Annotated in this window: 10 protein-coding genes and 1 tRNA gene; 7 read left to right on the forward strand and 4 right to left on the reverse strand. The window is 67.5% G+C overall.

Going from position 1 to position 17,759, the window contains the following annotated elements; genetic code table 11:
- Window positions 1-16: 16 nt before the first annotated feature.
- Entirely contained in the window at window positions 17-928 is a 912-nt protein-coding gene (locus IT182_16750; protein MCC6164998.1) for a TIGR01777 family protein, read from the reverse strand.
- Between the two features lie 94 nt (window positions 929-1,022).
- Here IT182_16750 and queA point away from each other — a divergent pair, with 94 nt between their 5' ends.
- From queA to IT182_16775, 5 genes are all read left to right on the forward strand, one after another.
- Window positions 1,023-2,084 carry a tRNA preQ1(34) S-adenosylmethionine ribosyltransferase-isomerase QueA gene (gene queA / locus IT182_16755; GenBank protein MCC6164999.1) on the forward strand — a complete coding sequence of 354 codons (1,062 nt, stop codon included), beginning with the start codon at window positions 1,023-1,025 and terminating at the stop codon, window positions 2,082-2,084.
- A gap of 66 nt (window positions 2,085-2,150) precedes the next feature.
- Window positions 2,151-2,555 (forward strand): hypothetical protein, encoded by a 405-nt coding sequence (locus tag IT182_16760; protein MCC6165000.1) that lies wholly within the window; start codon window positions 2,151-2,153, stop codon window positions 2,553-2,555.
- 104 nt (window positions 2,556-2,659) lie between these two features.
- Window positions 2,660-4,042, forward strand: coding sequence for a sulfatase (locus tag IT182_16765; GenBank protein MCC6165001.1), 1,383 nt, complete (start codon window positions 2,660-2,662; stop codon window positions 4,040-4,042).
- A gap of 146 nt (window positions 4,043-4,188) precedes the next feature.
- Window positions 4,189-4,265 (forward strand) — tRNA-Met (locus IT182_16770).
- Between the two features lie 192 nt (window positions 4,266-4,457).
- Window positions 4,458-5,645: a tyrosine-type recombinase/integrase gene (locus tag IT182_16775; protein ID MCC6165002.1), complete on the forward strand. Its 1,188-nt coding sequence runs from the start codon at window positions 4,458-4,460 to the stop codon at window positions 5,643-5,645.
- A gap of 93 nt (window positions 5,646-5,738) precedes the next feature.
- Here the strand turns inward: IT182_16775 and IT182_16780 are convergent, their stop codons facing one another.
- The 3 genes from IT182_16780 to IT182_16790 all read right to left on the reverse strand — a co-directional run bounded on the left by IT182_16780 (window position 5,739) and on the right by IT182_16790 (window position 8,500).
- A complete protein-coding gene (locus IT182_16780; protein ID MCC6165003.1) occupies window positions 5,739-6,500 on the reverse strand; it encodes an ATP-binding protein in 762 nt (253 codons plus the stop codon).
- On the reverse strand, window positions 6,487-8,061 hold the full coding sequence (locus tag IT182_16785; protein ID MCC6165004.1) for an IS21 family transposase: 1,575 nt from the start codon (window positions 8,059-8,061) through the stop codon (window positions 6,487-6,489). The genes IT182_16780 and IT182_16785 overlap by 14 nt, the downstream gene beginning before the upstream one ends.
- Before the next feature lie 67 nt (window positions 8,062-8,128).
- Window positions 8,129-8,500 (reverse strand): hypothetical protein, encoded by a 372-nt coding sequence (locus IT182_16790; GenBank protein ID MCC6165005.1) that lies wholly within the window; start codon window positions 8,498-8,500, stop codon window positions 8,129-8,131.
- A gap of 483 nt (window positions 8,501-8,983) precedes the next feature.
- Between IT182_16790 and IT182_16795 the strand changes: the two genes are divergently transcribed.
- Together IT182_16795 and IT182_16800 are read left to right on the forward strand one after the other, a co-directional pair.
- Entirely contained in the window at window positions 8,984-12,535 is a 3,552-nt protein-coding gene (locus IT182_16795; GenBank protein MCC6165006.1) for a hypothetical protein, read from the forward strand.
- Complete coding sequence (locus tag IT182_16800) at window positions 12,504-17,753, forward strand: DEAD/DEAH box helicase (protein ID MCC6165007.1); 5,250 nt, start codon at window positions 12,504-12,506, stop codon at window positions 17,751-17,753. The genes IT182_16795 and IT182_16800 overlap by 32 nt, the downstream gene beginning before the upstream one ends.
- Window positions 17,754-17,759: the final 6 nt, after the last annotated feature.

Genomic DNA, 17,759 nt, shown 5'->3' on the forward strand with positions numbered 1-17,759 from the left:
GTATGTCATCGGCCGCTCAGGCCGTTGATGCAGCCCGACCCAGGGCGGCGCGCAAGGCGTCCTCCAGAATCGGGTGCGTGAAGGTGAATCCTGCCTGCTGCAGCGCGCGCGGCAGGACGCGCTTGCTGCTGAGGAGTTCGGCCCGCGCCATCTCGCCGACGAGCGCCTCCAGGACGCCAGCCGGCATGGGGAGCGCCGCGGGGCGGTGGAGTACGTGCGCCAGCGTGCGCGTGAACTCCGCGTTGGTGACCGGTGTCGGCGCCGTCACGTTGATGGGCCCGGCGACGTCATCGCGCGTCAGCGCCAGCAGGACCGCACGCAGGACGTCGGTCATCCCCACCCAACTGTAGAACTGCGTGCCGGGACCGAGTCGCCCGCCGAGGCCCAGCGAGAACGGCAGGCGCATCTTGCCGAGCGCGCCGCCACGCCCGTCGAGGATCACGCCGAAGCGGGGGTGCACCACGCGGATGCCGGCCTCGCGTGCCGGGGCTGCGGCGGCCTCCCAGGCCTGGCAGGTCTCGGAAAGGAAGCCGCGACCGGGCGGGCTGTCTTCCGTCAGATCCTCGGTGCCACGGTCGCCGTAGTACCCGATGGCCGAGGCGCTCACGAGCACCCGCGGCCGTGCGGACACGGTGGCCAGCGACCGCGCCAGGGCCGCCGTCGGGCCGACGCGGCTGTCGCGGATGCGGGCCTTCACGGCTGGGGTCCAGCGCGCGCTGGCCACGCCCTCGCCGGCCAGATGGACCACGGCGTCAAGCCTCCCGAACATCGCCGTGTCTGGCAGGCCGACCGCGGGCGCCCACCGATGCTCGTCTCCGCTGCGCGGTCCGCGACGCACGAGTCGAATCACGTCGGGGCCAGCCTCGCGGAGGAACGGCACGAGCGCCGTGCCGACCAGACCCGTCGATCCCGTGATGGCAATGCGCATCTCGACTCCATCCTTTGCCATGGTCGTGCTCGGCGCGCGATCATGACGCCCTGCCCGTGGCGCCAACGCCAGCCGGGCGCCCCGACGGTTGCCGATGCGTGTTGACGAGTTCGACTTCCACCTGCCAGAAGCCCAGATCGCCCAACACCCACCCGATCGGCGGGGGACGTCGCGCATGCTCGTCCTCGATCGCATCACGGGCGCGATCGACGACACGACCGTTGCCGACCTCCCTGAGTGGCTGCGCAAGGGTGACGTGCTCGTGCTCAACGACACGCGCGTGTTCCCGGCGCGCCTGCTCGGGCGTCGACTGCCTGGTGGAGGGCGACTCGAGTGCCTGCTCGTCCAGGCCCACGGCGGCGACGCATGGGATGCGCTCGTCCACCCTGGGCAGCGCCTGCGCGTCGGCAGCACGTTCGTGTGCGACGGACCCGATGGCGCGATCCACGGCTCGATCACCGGCCGCGGCGAGTTCGGCAGGCGTCGGGTGCAACTCCGCGCCGACGGTTATCGCGACGTCGATGCCGCGATCGAGGCCATCGGCCACGTGCCACTGCCGCCCTACATCAGGCGGCCTGACGCCTCCACCGATCGCGAACGATATCAGACAGTGTTCGGGATGCATCGCGGCTCGGTGGCCGCGCCGACGGCCGGGCTGCATTTCACGCCCGCGCTGCTCGACGCGATACGCGCCCGTGGTGTCGACGTCGTCACCATCACGCTGCACGTGGGCTACGGCACCTTCAAGCCCGTGCGTGTCGATCAGATCGAGGATCACATCGTCGATCCGGAGCGCTATGAGGTGCCGGACGCTGCGGCGGCAACCATCAACAGAGCGAAAGCCGAGGGGCGTCGCGTGGTGGTGGTCGGGACGACGAGCACGCGTGCGCTCGAGAGCGCCGTCGACGATGAGGGGCGCGTGCGTGCGGGGGCGGGCAACGCGACCATGTGCATCAGGCCGGGTCACACGTTCCGCGTGGTCGACGCGCTGATGACCAACTTCCACGTCCCGCGCTCATCCCTGCTGTTTCTCGTATGCGCCTTCGCCGGCCGGGAACGCGTCCTCGCCACCTACGCCCACGCCGTCGCCAACGGCTACCGCTTCTACAGCTACGGCGACGCGATGCTGATTGTGACGGGGAGCAATGACGAATGACGAATGCTTGCCGCGCCGTAGCACCATAGGTGCGAAGGCGGGACGGTTGCCGGCTATCCTCTCCTCATGACCTCCACGAAACTGACCTTCCTCGCCGGACTGCTGGCCGGCTCGGCGATCACGGTTGGCGTGCTGACGCTCGGCCACGCGGGCGTCGCCGCGGCCACGCCGCCGGCCGCACAGGTTGCGGGCAGATACGCCAGTCAGACCGTGTTCGAGAACGAGCGGGTGCGCGTGAAGGACGTCACGTTCCCGCCGGGCGTGTCCGACACGGGGATGCACACGCACGACCTTGCGCACGTGGGCGTGATCCTCACGGAAGGCCGGCTCGTGTTCACCGAGAAGGACGGCACGAAGGAGACGGCGTCGTTCTCGAGCGGCAGCGTCGGCTTTCGCGGGCCGAACGCCACGCACATGGTGGCCAATCCGGGCACGACGCCGATGCGCGTGATCGAGGTCGAGCTGAAGTGAACGGGCAACCGGCAATCAGGGGACGGCAACCGGCAACCGTCAACGGGCAACCGGGTGTCGAAGGCCGTCAACGGGCAACCGGCGATCGGCAGCCGGGCTCACGCATGTCGCGTCGCGCTCGGCTCCGGCGCGTGGCCTGGGGCGTCGTGGCGGTCGTGGTGATTGTCGGATGCGCGCTGCTGCAGCCGTCACTGGTCACTTACGCACAGGCGCCGGGCGCACCTGCGCGCCCCAACATCGTCATCATCCTCGCCGACGACATGGGGTACGGCGATCTCGCGTCGTACGGGCATCCGGCGCACCGCACGCCGAACCTCGATGCCATGGCGCGCGAAGGCGTGCGCGCCACGGCGGCGTATGCACCGTCGCCGTCGTGTTCACCGACGCGTGCGTCGTTGCTGACGGGCCGCTACGCGTTCAGGGTGGGCATCAAGGCGCCGCTCGCGCCGTTGAGCGAGAGCGGCCTGCTCGCACGCGAACATGTGACGATGCCGCAGGTGCTGCACGAGGCGGGCTACAGGACGATGCTCGTGGGCAAGTGGCATCTCGGCGACAGGCCGGGCATGCGCCCGCTCGACCACGCGTTCGATCGCTTCGTGGGCATGCTCTACAGCCACGACTACAAGGATCCGTTCGTGAAGACGCCCGAGAAACTGGCGATCTTCGATGGCGAGACGCGGCGCGTCGAGGAGCCCGATCCAGCCACGCTCACGGCGACGTACACGCGCGAGGCCGTGGCGTTCATCCGCGAGAGCGCGGCAGCGAAGACGCCGTTCCTGCTCTACTTCGCGCAGCCGATGCCGCACACGCCGCTCGCCGTGTCGAAGAAGTGGAAGGGCATGACGCGGAGCCTCTATGGCGACGTGATGGCGGAACTCGACGACTCGGTGGGGCAGGTGAGGGCCGCGCTCGCCGCGACGGGCGTCGCGCGCGAGACGCTCGTGATCTTCGCCAGCGACAACGGCCCCTGGAATGCCATGCCTCCGCGCATGTTGGGTCGCGACATCGTCAAGCCCTGGGACCACGGTACGCCGGGGCCGTTCAGGGCAGGCAAGGGGTCGACGTACGAGGGTGGGCATCGCGTGCCGTTCCTCGCCGTATGGCCGGGGACGATCGCGGCGGGCCGGACGACGGATGTGCCGATCAGTCTTGTCGACGTGTTCCCGACGGTGGCTGTGCGTGCCGGGCTGTCTGCACGCGTGCCCGCTCGCGTCGATGGCATCGACGTGTGGTCCGTGCTGACGGGCACCGGCGACGCGCCGGCGGATCGTGTGCTGCTGTACGACAACCAGGGGAAGGCCGAAGCGATTCGCGTCGGGCCGTGGAAGCTGCGCGTGGGCACGACGGGGCAGGGCGCGGAGGCCCGCGAGCAGGTGGAGCTGTTCAACCTGCTCGACGATCCGTCGGAGCGCTACGACCAGTCGGCCGCGCAGCCTGATGTCACATCGCGCTTGCGCGAACGGCTCCGCGAGGAGAACGCGAGGTAGCGCGAGCATGCCGAGGCTTCCACGTGCTGCGCAAGGTGTCGCAGGCGCCAGAACCAGCCGTGGGCGCGTGCCGGCGCACCGCTCTGGTACAATCAGCCGTTCTGGTCTCCGTCGGCGTCGCCGCAGGAGGCCAGCCTGCCAGGGGTGCCGGTGTAGCTCAGCCGGTTAGAGCATGCGTCTCATAAGCGCAGGGTCGGCGGTTCGAGTCCGCCCACCGGCACCATAGTTTCTTCCAGCCCCATCCATAGTGGTCCACGCCATCACGATTTGCGCCTGAATTTGCGCGATCGCGTCCGTGGTGGTCTACTCTTGTCCCTAGCCATCGCCACGTTGTTGCAGTAGGACACGCAGTAGACAGCCTCCTACTGCATCCTCCGCCGAAGTTCCTACTGCAACGTGGCTGGCCGGAGGCGTCATGTCACGTCTGGTCGTGCCCCTCAGCGATGCGCGGATCCGGCGAACGAAGGCCGGCGCCACGCCCGTCCGCCTGTCCGACGGCGACGGCCTCTTCCTGCTGGTCCAGCCGAGCGGCTCTGCCCTCTGGCGGTTTGACTACATCCTTCAGGGCCGCCGCAGCACGCTGTCGTTCGGCGCCTACCCCGAGGTGTCGCTGGCGCTCGCCCGGCAGCGCCGGGCGGAGGTGCGGGCGAAAGTCGCCGCCGGCATCGACCCCAGCCGTGAGCGGCGGGAGGCCCGCGAGGCGGCCGTCCAAGCGATGACGTTCGCCGAGGTCGCCGACGAGTGGCTCGAGCGGCAGAAGCACGTGCTCGCGGCGGTCACGTTCGAGAAGGCGACCTGGATGCTGAAGTCGCTGGTCAACCCGTGGCTCGGCAAGCGCCCGATCGCGGAGATCGAGCCACCGGAGCTGCTCTCGGTGCTGCGCCGCATCGAGAGTCGCGGGAAGCACGAGACCGCCCATCGCACCAAGCAGCGCTGCGGCCAGGTTTTCCGCTACGCCATCGCCACCGGACGTGCGCAGCGTGACCCGTCGGCCGACCTCCGCGACGCGCTCACGCCCGTGCGATCGCAGCACCGCGCGGCGGTCACGCACCCGGAGCAGGTGGGCGAACTCCTGAACGCCATCGACGGGTACCATGGGAGCTTCGTCGTCCGGGCGGCGCTCCAACTCGCGCCGCTCGTCTTCGTCCGCCCGGGAGAACTCCGGAAGGCGGAGTGGAGTGAGATCGACCTCGATGCCGCTGAGTGGCGCATCCCAGCGGAGCGCATGAAAATGCGCGAGGCGCACATCGTGCCACTGAGCACCCAGGCCGTCGCCATCCTGCAGGAGCTCAGGCCGCTCACCGAGCACTCGCGCTACGTGTTCCCGTCCATCCGCACCATCACGCGGCCAATGAGCGACGGCACCATCAACGCCGCGCTGCGACGACTGGGTTACGACTCCGACCAGCACGTTGGCCACGGCTTCCGTGCGATGGCCTCCACGCTGCTGAATGAGATGGGCTGGGCGCCGGACGTCATCGAGCGCCAGCTAGCGCACGCCCCGCGCAACAAGGTGCGAGCGGCCTACAACCGCGCGCAGCACCTGGCGGAGCGGCGGAAGATGATGCAGGTTTGGGCCGACTTCCTAGCCGGCTTGCGATGACAATATCGTTCCTCGGTGGACAGGTCAAAACCGGCAATTGATGGACGACGCAAAACCGGCAATTGTCGGGGCGCGGCCGAGACAGGGTGAGTTCTATCCCAGGCGCTCCCCTGGGGGCAAATCGGTCGTCAGTTTCGTGCGCCAGCTGCGCGGCCCGCACGTGAGGACGTGGGCGTGGTGCAGGAGGCGGTCGAGTAGCGCGGTGACCGCCGCGGTGTCGCCCAGGAGCTTGCCCCAGTCGTCGACGGGCCGGTTCGAGGTCAGCAGCGTGGAGGCCCGCTCGTAGCGCCGCATGATCAGCTCGAGGAGTTCCTCGGCCGCCGTATGCGGCAGCTTGCGCATACCGAGGTCATCGATGATCAGGAGCGGCACGGTCCCCAGTTCCGTCAGCGTCTGCTTGCGCGTGCCCGCCAGGGTGGCGTCGGCGAGGTCTTCGAGCAGCGCGTGGGCTTCGCGGTAGATCACGCGGTAGCCCTGACGAATCGCGGCATGGCCGAGCGCCTGCGCGAGATGACTCTTGCCCGTGCCGGGGGGGCCGAGGAAGAGGACGTCCTCGCGCTGGGCGATGAAGCGCGTGGTGGCGAGGTCGTAGACGAGCGCCCGATTCATCTTGGGGTTGAAGGCAAAGTCAAAGGTGTCGAGCGAGCGCTGCGGATCGCGAAAGCGCGCGAGCTTGTGGCGCCGCTCAAGGAGGCGATCCTGCCGGCGCTGCAGTTCGTCGGTGACCAGCGCGGCGACGAGATCGAGCGGCGGCAGCCGCTCGGTCTGCGCTTGGCGCAGGCGGATCTCGAGGACGGCGGCCATACCCGAGAGGCGCAGCTGCCGTAAGGCGCGGTCGAGTTCACTGAGGGTCATGCGGGTCTCCGGTCGTGCGATCGATGAGATCGCGATAGAGCGTGACTTGGCGAATCAGGGGATCGACCTGGCGCAGCGTGAGCGGCACCGGGGGCCGACGATCGAGATAGCGACGGACAAAGCGATACGACGGGGCGCCCAGATCGCGCGCGGCGGTGGCGGCGTCCTCGACGACCGCCCCGCCGTGCTTCTTGACGAGGCTCAGCAAGCCGAGGAGATGCCGGACCGCGCGGGCGCCCTCGTGCTGCTGGAGGTAATCGGCGACGGCCCCGAGCGCGGGGCCCACGCGATGCGCAGCCGCGAGCAGGGCGAGCACTTTGGCGGGCGTCCGCGCCGGCCGGTCGGCGTCGGCAATCCGATGCCAGCCCCGCGGCGCGCGGACGTGCTCGCGCAGGAGCTGCCCGGTCGTGGGCGCGAGGATCCGGACGTGGAGGTCGGTCCATTGCACGTCGACCTGCCGACCGATCCAGCCGGGCGGCACGCCGTAGTAGGCGGCCTCGACTTCGACGCAGCCATCGAGGTGGACGGTGCGGACGCCGAAGCGGTAGTACCGAAACGGCTCGACCGGCAGCGCCCCAAGCGCGGGCTGCTCCTCGGCAAACATCGCGGCGACCTGTCGCTTCGTCGTGCCGTGGATGCGCGTGTCGGCCCACCGAGTCTCCCACTGATCGAGATGGGCTTGCGCCGCGTCGAGCGTCTCGAAGCGCAGGCCCTGCAGTGGCGTGCGCTGCGTGTGCCCGATGGCCGATTCGACCTTGCCCTTGCGATCCGGATCCCGCACCCGACAGGGCAGCGCGACGACGCCATAGGGCGCGAGCACATCGCGGTAGAGCGGATTGAGCGTGGGGTCGTAGACGTCGGGCGTGAGCACGCCCTCCTTGAGGTTGTCGAGCACGATGACCCGCACCGTGCCGCCCAGGCGCCGAAACGCGCGCTCATGGAGTTCGGCCCAAATCTGCGTGCTCGACGTCCAGACGAGCAACCGCACCGCCTTGCGCGAGTAGCCCAGGGTGAGGACGAAGAGCCGCGTCCGGCGATGCTTGCCCGTCGACGGATGACGGACCATCGGGCCCTCGCCGTAATCGACCTGCCCTTCCTCGCCGGGCGCCGTGGTGATGACGGCGTGCGCCGCCGGGGACGTGGCGCCGCGCAGGCCGGCGACGAAGCGGCGGACGCTCGCATAGCGCCCCGGAAAGCCGTGCGTGTCGACCAGGTCCTGCCAGATCGCCATCGCGTTCCGACCCCGCGCCCGCGCGTCCTCGATCAGCTCGCGGTAGGGCGCACACGCGCTGGCCGACGGTGCGCGGCTCGGCCCGGCCGCGGGCGGCGCGGGGGCTGGCGCCGCGCCAGAGTCGGTGGACACCGGGGCGACGGACATTGCCGGTTTTGCCAGTGCCCCCGGCCGGCCGCGACCGCGCACCGCAATGCCGGCGGCCTTCAGGTAGCCGCTCACCGTCTCTCGGCGGACACCGGTCGCCGTCTGGATGCGCGACAGGGTCCAGCCGAGCCGGCCCAACGCGAGAATCTGCTGCTGCGTGCTCTGGTCCAAGACGTTGCTCATCGCGAACGCAGGATGCCGACATCCTGGCCCGCCTCAACGGCTCGACCGCCGGGCTAATTGCCGGTTTTCAGGTGTCCATCAATTGCCGGTTTTGGGTGTCCACCGAGGTATACGCCTCGACGGCCTTCTCGAACGTCATCTTCGAGATCATGGCCGCGTAGCGGACGGCCTGGAGCTCCATGTGGCCGCCGTCCTCCGTTCGCTTTAGTTCGATTACCACCAGCGACCCATTCCGCGCCACGCCCAAGAGATCGATCCGTCGTCGCGAGTCCTCCCAGTCGCCGAACTCTTCGGCGATGATCAGGACATCGTCGGTGATGACATCGATCTGCGATCGCAGCAGACGCTGAAGGTCCGACCGTTCCTTCAGCCCAGCTGCCGCGAAGCGCGTTGTTTCTAGTCGCTGAATCCTGTCAGTACTAATCTCAAACAGCGCCATTGAATCGAAGTCTCTGCAATCCTGTGGAGCGCAGAGTATAGCCGCGGCTACTGCACCACGGGCAGAGCGGCTACTACTCCCGGAGCAGCGTGGTTGGCTGCACCAGCGACGCCTTCCGCACGGGACGCACTGTGGCCAACCCCGCGGCCGTCGTTGATCGCAAGCGCTCACGCTCCAGGGCCACGCTTCGGCGACGCTCGTCCCGTTGCCGTACTCGCGCGAGCAGTCGGCGCCCGGGATCAAACCGACGCTAAGGTGGAGCGCCCCACGAGACAGCGGCCATGACGCCTGTCCCCTGACGAGGGCTTTGCACCTAGCGACCGCTCCTTTCGTGCACCAAGCTGGCGTAGCTGCCGATTCACTGCGAGAATGGCCACGCTCGAGCTGCAGAGGCAGGACAGGCGACCGGCACGGTGTCAGACCTGCGTCTTTAGACTCGTCTGTTGAGCACCATAGCGCAGTGGGGGAGGTACCAGCCTAGGCATGCCGACTTTCGACGACGGATTCGAGAAGTTCGAAGAGAACTTCCGGAAGCAGCTCGCTGGCAAGACTCTCCTTGGCGAGATCCCGTTCGACGAGCAGTACTGCGACCTCCTGGCGGAGATGTTCAAAGGGCCGTTGACCCAACTTGGACTAGGCCGAGGTCTCCAGTGGATCCGCGCTCGATTGCCCATCACATTCGCGATGTGGCTGGTCAATGAGGCGTACTACGGATACGACGGTGGCTTATGGCCCATAGTCCTGCCCAAGCTAGGCCTCCAGCACCAGCCGCAGTCGGCCTTGCTGGGGAAGCTGTTCATCGAGATCATCGAAGCGCACAAGCTCCCTCGTTTCGCAAAACTCAATACGAAGTGGTCCTACCTCGGGCCGATTCTTGCCCATTGCGGTATCCCCAAGTCGCGCCTTCCCGAGTTCTTCGAGGTGGTCCTGCCTGAGGCTGCCCGAATAGGCGTGAGTTCTCCGGAGGGATTGGCCGAGTTCGAGGATCACCTCGAGGAACTCCGTGTAGCGAAGGTAATCGACTGGTTTGTGCGGTTCGGCGAGAAGACCAGTGCAGAGTTCTTGCGCCGCAGCGTGGACATGTATCGGCTCGCGCGCGATGGCAGCGACCTCCCGCCTGCGGCCGCGCTGGGCCTGCCCGAACGCGTCCGGGCCGCCTTCGCTGACTGGCGGAAGACCGCCGACATACAGGGACCCGAGTCGACCCGTTCCAGGCTGAGGCGACCGCGCCTGTACGTGGATCCGTCGCAGGGTCTTCGGCTGGAACTCCCGTCGCAACCCTGCGCGCCGTCGCACTCAGAGCTGCAGTGGGAGATTCAAGTGGATTCAGAGGCGAACCAGCTCCGCAGGGCGCCTCGATTCGTCGGCGACACGCGCACTCAAGCCGACGACGTGCTGCTCCCGAAAGCCTTCGCGTCAGTCGTCGTGCGGCTCGCCGACCCAGTAGGAAGGGCCCTCGGAATCTGGGTGCTGAACGGCGTCTCACCAGAACTTCCGGTGATCTATTTCGATCCTGCGACGACATCGCTGCTGCCGTCCCAGCAAGTGGCTGCCGGCGTCGTCGGCATGATGCACCCAGTGGGCTGGTCCGTGGCGCTCGAGCCGACGACCGACGCCAAGACGGCATCCGTCCTGAGCAATCTCGGCGCGCTGCCATTCGGGTGGTCGGCGTTCCGAGCAGCCATCTTCGACCTATCTGGTGGAACGAAGGTCCGGTTCGTGGATGCGCAGAGCATCGATCGTGGCACGCTGGAACTGGCCGAGCAGCTGGCCTTGCCGCCTCGGATTGATGGCGTCGACGTGCCGTTCCTCATGGCGCCCGATCGCGCCCGCGTGTTCTCCGGAAGCGCGCCGGCCCTTTTGGTCGCGGCCACGCTGGACGAGTTCCGCCGGGACTGGCACTTGCGCGTATCGCCAGTATCGGAGCTGTGCGACGCTGCTCCCCCGGTGGTCGCGCCGTCGGCGGAGACACTCCTTGCCGAGGCGGTGGACCGCGACGGCAAGACATGGCTGCGCGTTCCGCTGGACCAGCCATCGTTGCTCGGTCCCCGGCCATGGGGTGTGTTCGACATCGCCGCAACAGGTCCGATGGGGCAGGCGCTCCGGACCCGAATCGCCACCCTGCCCTCGATTCGCCTCAGTCACGATTGGGCCGAGTGGCGCCAGGGAGAGATGGTCCAGGCGCAGCTCTCTACGAACGCTCAGCTCACTGGCGCCGACGTTCGGCGGGTGAACCACGAGACTTGGGCGCTACCAGTGGGCGACGGTCGGGCACCGCTTCGAGTGCAGTTCGCCGGATACGGTGAGCAACGTTGGTCGATCCCACTCGACCTGCGGCTGCCGATGCCCTCATGGTCCGTGTTCGACGAAAGTGGGGCAGCGCACCTCGTGACGTGGTCGTCGCGCCCCGCCTCCGTAACGCTTCCCGACATCGACGGGCGCGCGCCGTGGCTTCTCGCCCGCCTCGAGACGCCCTGGGGCATTCCGCACGCTGTCACGGCCTCGCTCTGCTATCACGACCGAGTGCTGCTGTCGGTACCCGTGCCCATGGAGCAGAGCGGCTTCGCACGGCTTGACCTGCAACGGGTGATGGCGGACGCAAGACAGGCGGGCTTGGCGCGCACGTCGCTCCGACTCGACCTGGAACTGACCCGAACGGTCTCGTTGCAGTGCCTGTGGGTCGAACACACATGGACGGTCGACCACCTGTCGGTGACGTCAGACGGTGATGAGCTGCGAGTGACCTGGAACGAACGTGTGCCCGTTCATGGCCGAGTGCTTCGCGCCTATTCCTTGCTCCAGCCCTGGGAGGCTCCGCGTACCGTGGCTCTCGGGGACGATCAGAGTGGCACGTGGCAGGGGAGCCTCGACGCGCTTGTTTCGGAGGTGGGCCGCTACCGGATCGAACTCGGGCTCGAAGATGAATGGACGGGAAGCTACCAGAGCGTTGCCTCGGCAGAGTGGGATCACGGGCACGCAGAGGAGTGGGAAACGGCGCCGCTCGCAGGCGACTCGTCCATCGACGGCATGTTGTACAGGCTCCTCGTGGCCGCGGCGTCGGGACGCCCGCTCCTTCCCGGACACAACGCCGTCGGGACCGACGAACGCGCCGAGGAGTTGGCAACGAAGGCGCTGCTCGCGCGGCAGGCCGTTGCTCACGTCCCGGCGGTGGCCAGGCAGCTCGACGCGCTGCTGCGTCGCGTTGACTTGTGGCCGCTTCTTCGCGGCGTGCTCGCGGCCGGGGCGGCAGTGACCCCGCGAACGTTGTTGGAACTCGGTGTGCTGACGCGGCCAAGATTCGGCGCGGAAGGGGTTCCGCTGAGCGACGAGCGCGCCGACGCCCTGTGGCGGTTCTGGGAGCCGCTGGGGGCATGGGCCGATTTAAACGCGATCGAGGCAACTGGCAGCCAGGCCGCATGGATGCGGATGACTCGTCGCCTCGGCGAGCAGGCGCTGTCGACGTTGCCAACGACCTTTCGTCCGCGAGTCGACGAGTTCGCCATTACGCAGATCAACAGCAATGGTGGCACGTTCCTGCGGGGACTCCTCGAGCACTGTCGTCCCTTTCCATCGAGTCCCATCGGCGATGAAGCGTTTCAAGCGGCGTGTTTTGAATGGACCATTGCAGCAGCCGACAACCTGGCGAAGCGGGGCGACCTCGAGGCTCTCTGTCGCGAGATTGGTCCCCTCTGTGCCGAGGCCAGGACCGCGAGTGACGTTGCTCCGGAGCACCTGCCAGTGTTCGAGCGCCTTCGCAGCGAACTGAAGGCGCGCTTTCACCCGCTCTTCCAGGACACACGGCTGCTCGCGACTCACGAGGTCAGTTGGCTGCTGGCGTCGCTGATGGTGTGGCGCTCGCTGGGTCGATTGCCATTCGCGACGTGCTCCGAAACGCTACTCGCACAGCTCTCGACGCGGCTGTTCGATATCGCGCCTGCATTACTGGCGCACGACATAGTCAAGGTCTGTGCCATCGAGGCACTGCACACGCTCCAATCCAACCATGCCCCTGAACCCCAGCTCGCTGACCAGTGACCTGATCGAGCAGTACTCGAGCTACCTTCGCAGTCGCTTTCACTTCCGCGACGCGGACCTGCGCGCGCAGTTCGCCAAGGCGCTGGGTGGCGATCGCCCGCTGCATGCGGGCCCATACCTCGAAGTACTTCCGGCGTTCAGGGCTGCTCGCAGCATCCGCGAGTTGAGCGCCGACGGTGTCCTTGCGCCTGAGTTCCTGAAGCTCGCCCCGAAGGCCGCCGACATTGAGCGGCCCCTCTATCTCCACCAGGAAGAGGCGATCACGAAGATTCAGGACGGGCGCAACGTCGTCGTGGCGACCGGCACGGGCAGCGGCAAGACCGAGACCTATCTGCTGCCGATCATCAGCCACCTGTTCGAGACGCTGTCGGCGGGCCCTCGCCGCCCCGCGGTGCGCGCGCTGCTGGTGTATCCGATGAACGCGCTCGCGAACGACCAGCTTAGACGAATCCGGCAGTTGCTCGCCGACGTGCCATCGCTGACCTTTGGTCGTTACACGGGCGAGACTCCGCAGACGAAGGACAAGGGCGAGGCGCGCTTCCGTCAGATGTGGCCGCATGAGCCAGTGCTGCGCAACGAACTCAAGAGCCGCGAAGAGATGTGGGCAGCCCCGCCCGACATCCTGATCACGAACTTCGCGATGCTGGAGTACCTCCTCGTCCGTCCGCAGGAAGCCGTCTTCTTCGCGCCTGGCACGGCCGAGTTCCTGAGGTTCCTCGTCTTCGACGAAGTCCACACCTACGACGGCGCGAAAGGCTGCGAGATTGCGATGCTGCTACGACGGCTGAAGCATCGCATCGGGGCGACCGAGCGCGGACGCCTGCGATGCATCGCGACGAGCGCGACACTGGGCGGCGGGAAGGACTTCCCGGACGTCGCGGCATTTGCCGAACAGTTGTTCGATGAGCCGTTTGAATGGGGTGACCGAGCCAGCCGGCACGATGTCGTCCAGGCACACCGCGTCGAGTACGTCGAACCCGCTCGAACGTGGTGCCCTGAATCGTCGCTTTATCAACGGCTCGCCGACGCATTGACGTCGTCAGACCCCGGTGCGGCCTTGCTGCGCACCTGTCGCGCGACCAGGCTGCCAACGGATGTCGTGGACGAGGCCCTCAGGGCGCTCGACGTCGAGGATGGGGCTGATGCGGCAGCGTCAGACCAGGAATCGGCCGACGACGAGTGGGGCTGGGGAACGCCGGCGGCAGCTCGCACAGAGGCCGCGCCGGCCGACGCTGCGCACATCAACCGCGCGTTGCATGTGCTGCTGCAGGGCGACGAGCGTATCGTTCGCCTTCGACGCGCCTGTGACAAGGGAGCGCGCCCGATCAATGAACTTGCGCGAGTCGTGTTCGAGGACCCCCTCGCTCCCGCGGTCGACGGCCGCCTCCTGGCGCTGATTGGGCTGGCCGGCCGAGCAACAGCGCCGGATGGGCAGACCACGCTTCTGCGCGCTCGCTATCACTTCATGCTGCGTGCGCTCGAGGGCGGCTTCGTCTGCTTTGGGAAGCACGACGATGGTGCCCCGCACCTGCACCTGGAGCGGCGCACGACGTGTGCCGAGCACGGTCGCGACCACAAGACATTCGAGATTGGCGTTTGTCGCCGCTGCGGTGAAGCCGTGATCGCGGGAAGTCTTCAGCGAGACCCGATCACGCACCGTGACATCGTCGGCAGCGACGATCCGACTCAGGACGCCCTGGTGGAGGACTCCGGACGTGTGCAGCGGGTGTTCCTGTCTTTGGCAGCGGCCGGGACAGAACGAATCGACGAGGACGAACTCGACGCCGTCGACGAGGCGGCAGCGATCGGAGGCGACAAGGTCAAGCTCTGCGTTCGCTGTGGAACACTTGCGGAAGCAGGCGTGCAGGGTGACGTGTGTGAATGCGGTCCGCAGGCCGATGTTCGCGAGGCGTTCAAGTTGGAGGCGCGGGCTGGCGACTTGAAGGCCTGCCCGTCCTGTGGGACGCGCTCGCTGCAAAGGGAAGTGCTGCAACGGCTGTACACGGGACCAGACGAGCCAGTCGCCGAAGTGGCGACGACGTTGTTCCAGTCGGCCAATCGCGACCACCTCGACAAGGGTGCGCCGAAGCAGAAGCTCCTGACCTTTTCCGACAGCCGACAGGACGCTGCGTTTTTTGCACCGTACCTGGACAGCCTGTACAAGGCATCCCTGCGTCGCCGCGTGATGCTCGCGGCTATCGAGGCGGCTGACGGAGCGATGGCGGTTCCTGACTTGGCCACACGACTGGCTCAGGAGATCGAACAGCGCCACTGGCTTGGAATCAACGCCACCACCGGCGAGATCCAGACCGAGGCGTGGCGGTGGGTTGTGGGCGAACTGCTGCGCACGTCACGCGATCGCCGTAGCCTGGAGGAACTGGCACTCGTCCGGTTCGCGTTGCGCCGTTTCCCCGACGTGCCAGCGCCGCCACCGCTGCTCCGCGCACCGTGGAACTTCACCGAGCAGGAGGCATGGGCGCTCGTCGAAGTGCTGGTCGACAGCCTGCGTGATCGCTTCATCATGGCGTCGCCTCCGGGAATCGTCCGCGATGACGAGGTGTACCTCCCCGGCCGCGGAGACATCGCGATCGCGGTCAAGCGCACGCCGAATGACCCGGGAACGCGGTCCTGGGTGCCGGAGCTGGCGCATCTCTCCAATGCCCGGCTCGATTATCTCGAGCGGCTCGCGACGCGCCGCGGGTTGGCGGTGAGCGCAGAACAGATTCGAACCTTCCTGGCCCAGCTGTTCACGCGCTACCTGACCGAGCCGGCCGGTGCATTCGTCAAGCGGTACTTCGAGGCCGACAATCGAAATCTCGCGCAGGGTGTCGTCTATCGTCTGTCGCCACGCGGATGGGAGGTGTCACCGGCGCGTCTGTCTGGCACGGCCCACAGGTGTACCCGGTGCGGTGTGCGGACGTTCACGTCGATCAGCGGCGTCTGCCCGACCTATCGTTGTGACGGCGAACTCCACGCTGATGTGGCACGAGACGATCGTGCCAACTACTTCGAGCGTCGCTACCGCGAGATGGCGGCACTGTGGCTGGTCGCCCGCGAGCACACGGCGCAACTCGACTCCGACACGGCGTCGGACTACCAGAACCTGTTCTTCGAAGGGCAGATCGACGTCCTGAGCTGCTCCACGACCTTCGAGCTCGGCGTGGACCTCGGCGAGCTCGAGACCGTGCTGATGCGAAACGTGCCGCCCACACCCGCCAACTACGCGCAGCGCGCTGGCCGTGCGGGCCGCCGCCTCGGCAGCGCGGCGTTCGTGGTGTCGTACGCGCAGCGCCGCTCGCACGATCTCACGTACTTCGGCGAACCACTTCGCATGATCGCCGGCCGCGTGCGCCCGCCGTCGTTCCGGCTCGACAACGAGCGGATCGTTCGTCGTCACGTCTACGCCACCGCCCTGGCGGAGTTCTTCCTGTCGCAGCCGAGTGCCTTCGGCAAGGGGCGACAGAGCGACTTGTTCGGCGGCGACGTCGCGGCCGAATCGCGGGTGGGCGAACTGGTGACATTCCTCGAAGGACATCCTGCTGGTCTCGGAGCGGGCCTGCAGTTCATCGTGCCCGCGTCGCTACAAGGTGAGCTCGGGATCAAGTCGTGGGGATGGCTACCGCGGTTCCTTTCGACTGGAGTGACGTCGGTCGCGAGCGTGCAGGCAGAGTACCGGCGGGACAGCGACTACTACCTGGGCGTTGAGCAGGAGGAGTCCAGGGCGGGGCACCACAAGCGAGCGGGGCTGATGAAGTGGGTGCGCAGCACGGTTCAGCGGCGCCCGTTGCTCGGCGTGCTGGCCAATCGCGGCTTGTTTCCCAAGTATGGGTTCCCGGTCGATGTCGTCGAGCTGGAAGTCGCACCGGAGGCCATCAACAACGTCGTGCGCGGCGAGGGGCACAGTGCAGACAGTTTCGGATTGTCGCTGCAGCGAGATCTCCGTCTCGCCATCGCCGAGTACGCGCCTGGGAGTGAAGTCGTCGCGGCAGGCCACGTGTGGCAAAGCGCGGGACTCAAGGTGCTGCCCGACCAGCGGCTCGAAGAGCGGCGCTATTTGACCTGTGGATGCGGCGCATTTCAGCTGCTCGCCCCAGGAGAAGAACCCGCGGCGTGCCCGAACTGTGGTGCCGCGCACAATGGGCGGTTCCGCACCTACATCAAGCCGGAGTTCGGGTTCGTGACGACGACGCAGACGCCGAAGCGATCGACGACGCGCCGGCCAGGCCGCCAATACGCCTCCCGGCTGGCGTTTGCCGGCTACCTCGGAAGCCTGCCTCAGGAGTATACGGAGCGCTATCCGGGCATCCGCGTGGGAACGCCGCGGCAGGGGCGCCTTGTCAGTATCAACACCGGCTCCGCCAACCGCGGCTTCCGGGTCTGTCAATCATGCGGGGCTGCCGAGGTCATCCCGCACAAAGGCTTGCCGTTCCTGCAGTCGCACAAGAGTCCTCGCGGCCGCGATTGTACTGGGCAGGTCAGCTATCAGATCGACCTCGGCCATGACTTCATCACCGATGTTCTCGAGATCCACTTGAACACGCACCTGCCGATGCGTGTCGCCGACTGGTGGTCCGTCGGCTATGCCATTGCGGAAGGCACGACCTCCGCGCTCGGCATCAAGCGTGACGACATCGACCTTGCGCTCAGGCTCGCGCCGGAGGGCGGCTACTCGGTGTTCCTCACAGACTCGGTGCCTGGCGGCGCTGGCCACGTGGCGCGCATCCACGAACACCTGCCGCTCGTCCTCCGGAAGGCGCTGGATCGCGTGGAGCACTGCGCGTGTGAAGAGACCACGAGTTGCTACCAGTGCCTGCGCACGTACAGCAACCAGCGCATGCATGCGCGGCTTTCTCGAGGCGTGGCCGCCGCCTTCCTGCGCGAGGCCCTCGAACCGGCCCGGACCTCAGGTCGGGTCCGGCCGCCTGCCAGCCCGGCGAGCGAGGATCCCCTCGGCCTGATTCTCGACGCCGACGTCAGGGACGTCCTCCGCACGCTGGTCCCGCATGACGTTCCTGTTCCGGAGGTCGGCTTCGAGATCGTCGATGAACAAGGAGCAGTGGCCGGCGAGTTCGAGGCTGCGTGGCCGGCCAGCCACGTCGGCCTCGTGCTCGAGGCGCCGGACGCGCCCATGCCGGCGCCCTGGCGCGTGCTCAGGGCCGAGGACTTCCTGGCGCGGCCGGCTTCCCTGACCGAACTGCTCGCGGGCCCTGTCTCGTGAGTTCGA

It is taken from the genome of Acidobacteriota bacterium, assembly GCA_020845575.1.
Lineage (GTDB): Bacteria > Acidobacteriota > Vicinamibacteria > Vicinamibacterales > Vicinamibacteraceae > Luteitalea.

Bases quoted from the DNA above. Each gene is read 5' to 3' on its own strand.
- IT182_16760 (MCC6165000.1), top strand. From the start codon at position 2,151: ATGACCTCCACGAAACTGACCTTCCTCGCCGGACTGCTGGCCGGCTCG.
- queA (MCC6164999.1), top strand. From the start codon at position 1,023: ATGCGTGTTGACGAGTTCGACTTCCACCTGCCAGAAGCCCAGATCGCC.
- IT182_16790 (MCC6165005.1), bottom strand. From the start codon at position 8,500: ATGGCGCTGTTTGAGATTAGTACTGACAGGATTCAGCGACTAGAAACA.
- IT182_16800 (MCC6165007.1), top strand. From the start codon at position 12,504: ATGCCCCTGAACCCCAGCTCGCTGACCAGTGACCTGATCGAGCAGTAC.
- IT182_16775 (MCC6165002.1), top strand. From the start codon at position 4,458: ATGTCACGTCTGGTCGTGCCCCTCAGCGATGCGCGGATCCGGCGAACG.
- IT182_16765 (MCC6165001.1), top strand. From the start codon at position 2,660: ATGTCGCGTCGCGCTCGGCTCCGGCGCGTGGCCTGGGGCGTCGTGGCG.
- IT182_16795 (MCC6165006.1), top strand. From the start codon at position 8,984: ATGCCGACTTTCGACGACGGATTCGAGAAGTTCGAAGAGAACTTCCGG.
- IT182_16785 (MCC6165004.1), bottom strand. From the start codon at position 8,061: ATGAGCAACGTCTTGGACCAGAGCACGCAGCAGCAGATTCTCGCGTTG.
- IT182_16780 (MCC6165003.1), bottom strand. From the start codon at position 6,500: ATGACCCTCAGTGAACTCGACCGCGCCTTACGGCAGCTGCGCCTCTCG.
- IT182_16750 (MCC6164998.1), bottom strand. From the start codon at position 928: ATGCGCATTGCCATCACGGGATCGACGGGTCTGGTCGGCACGGCGCTC.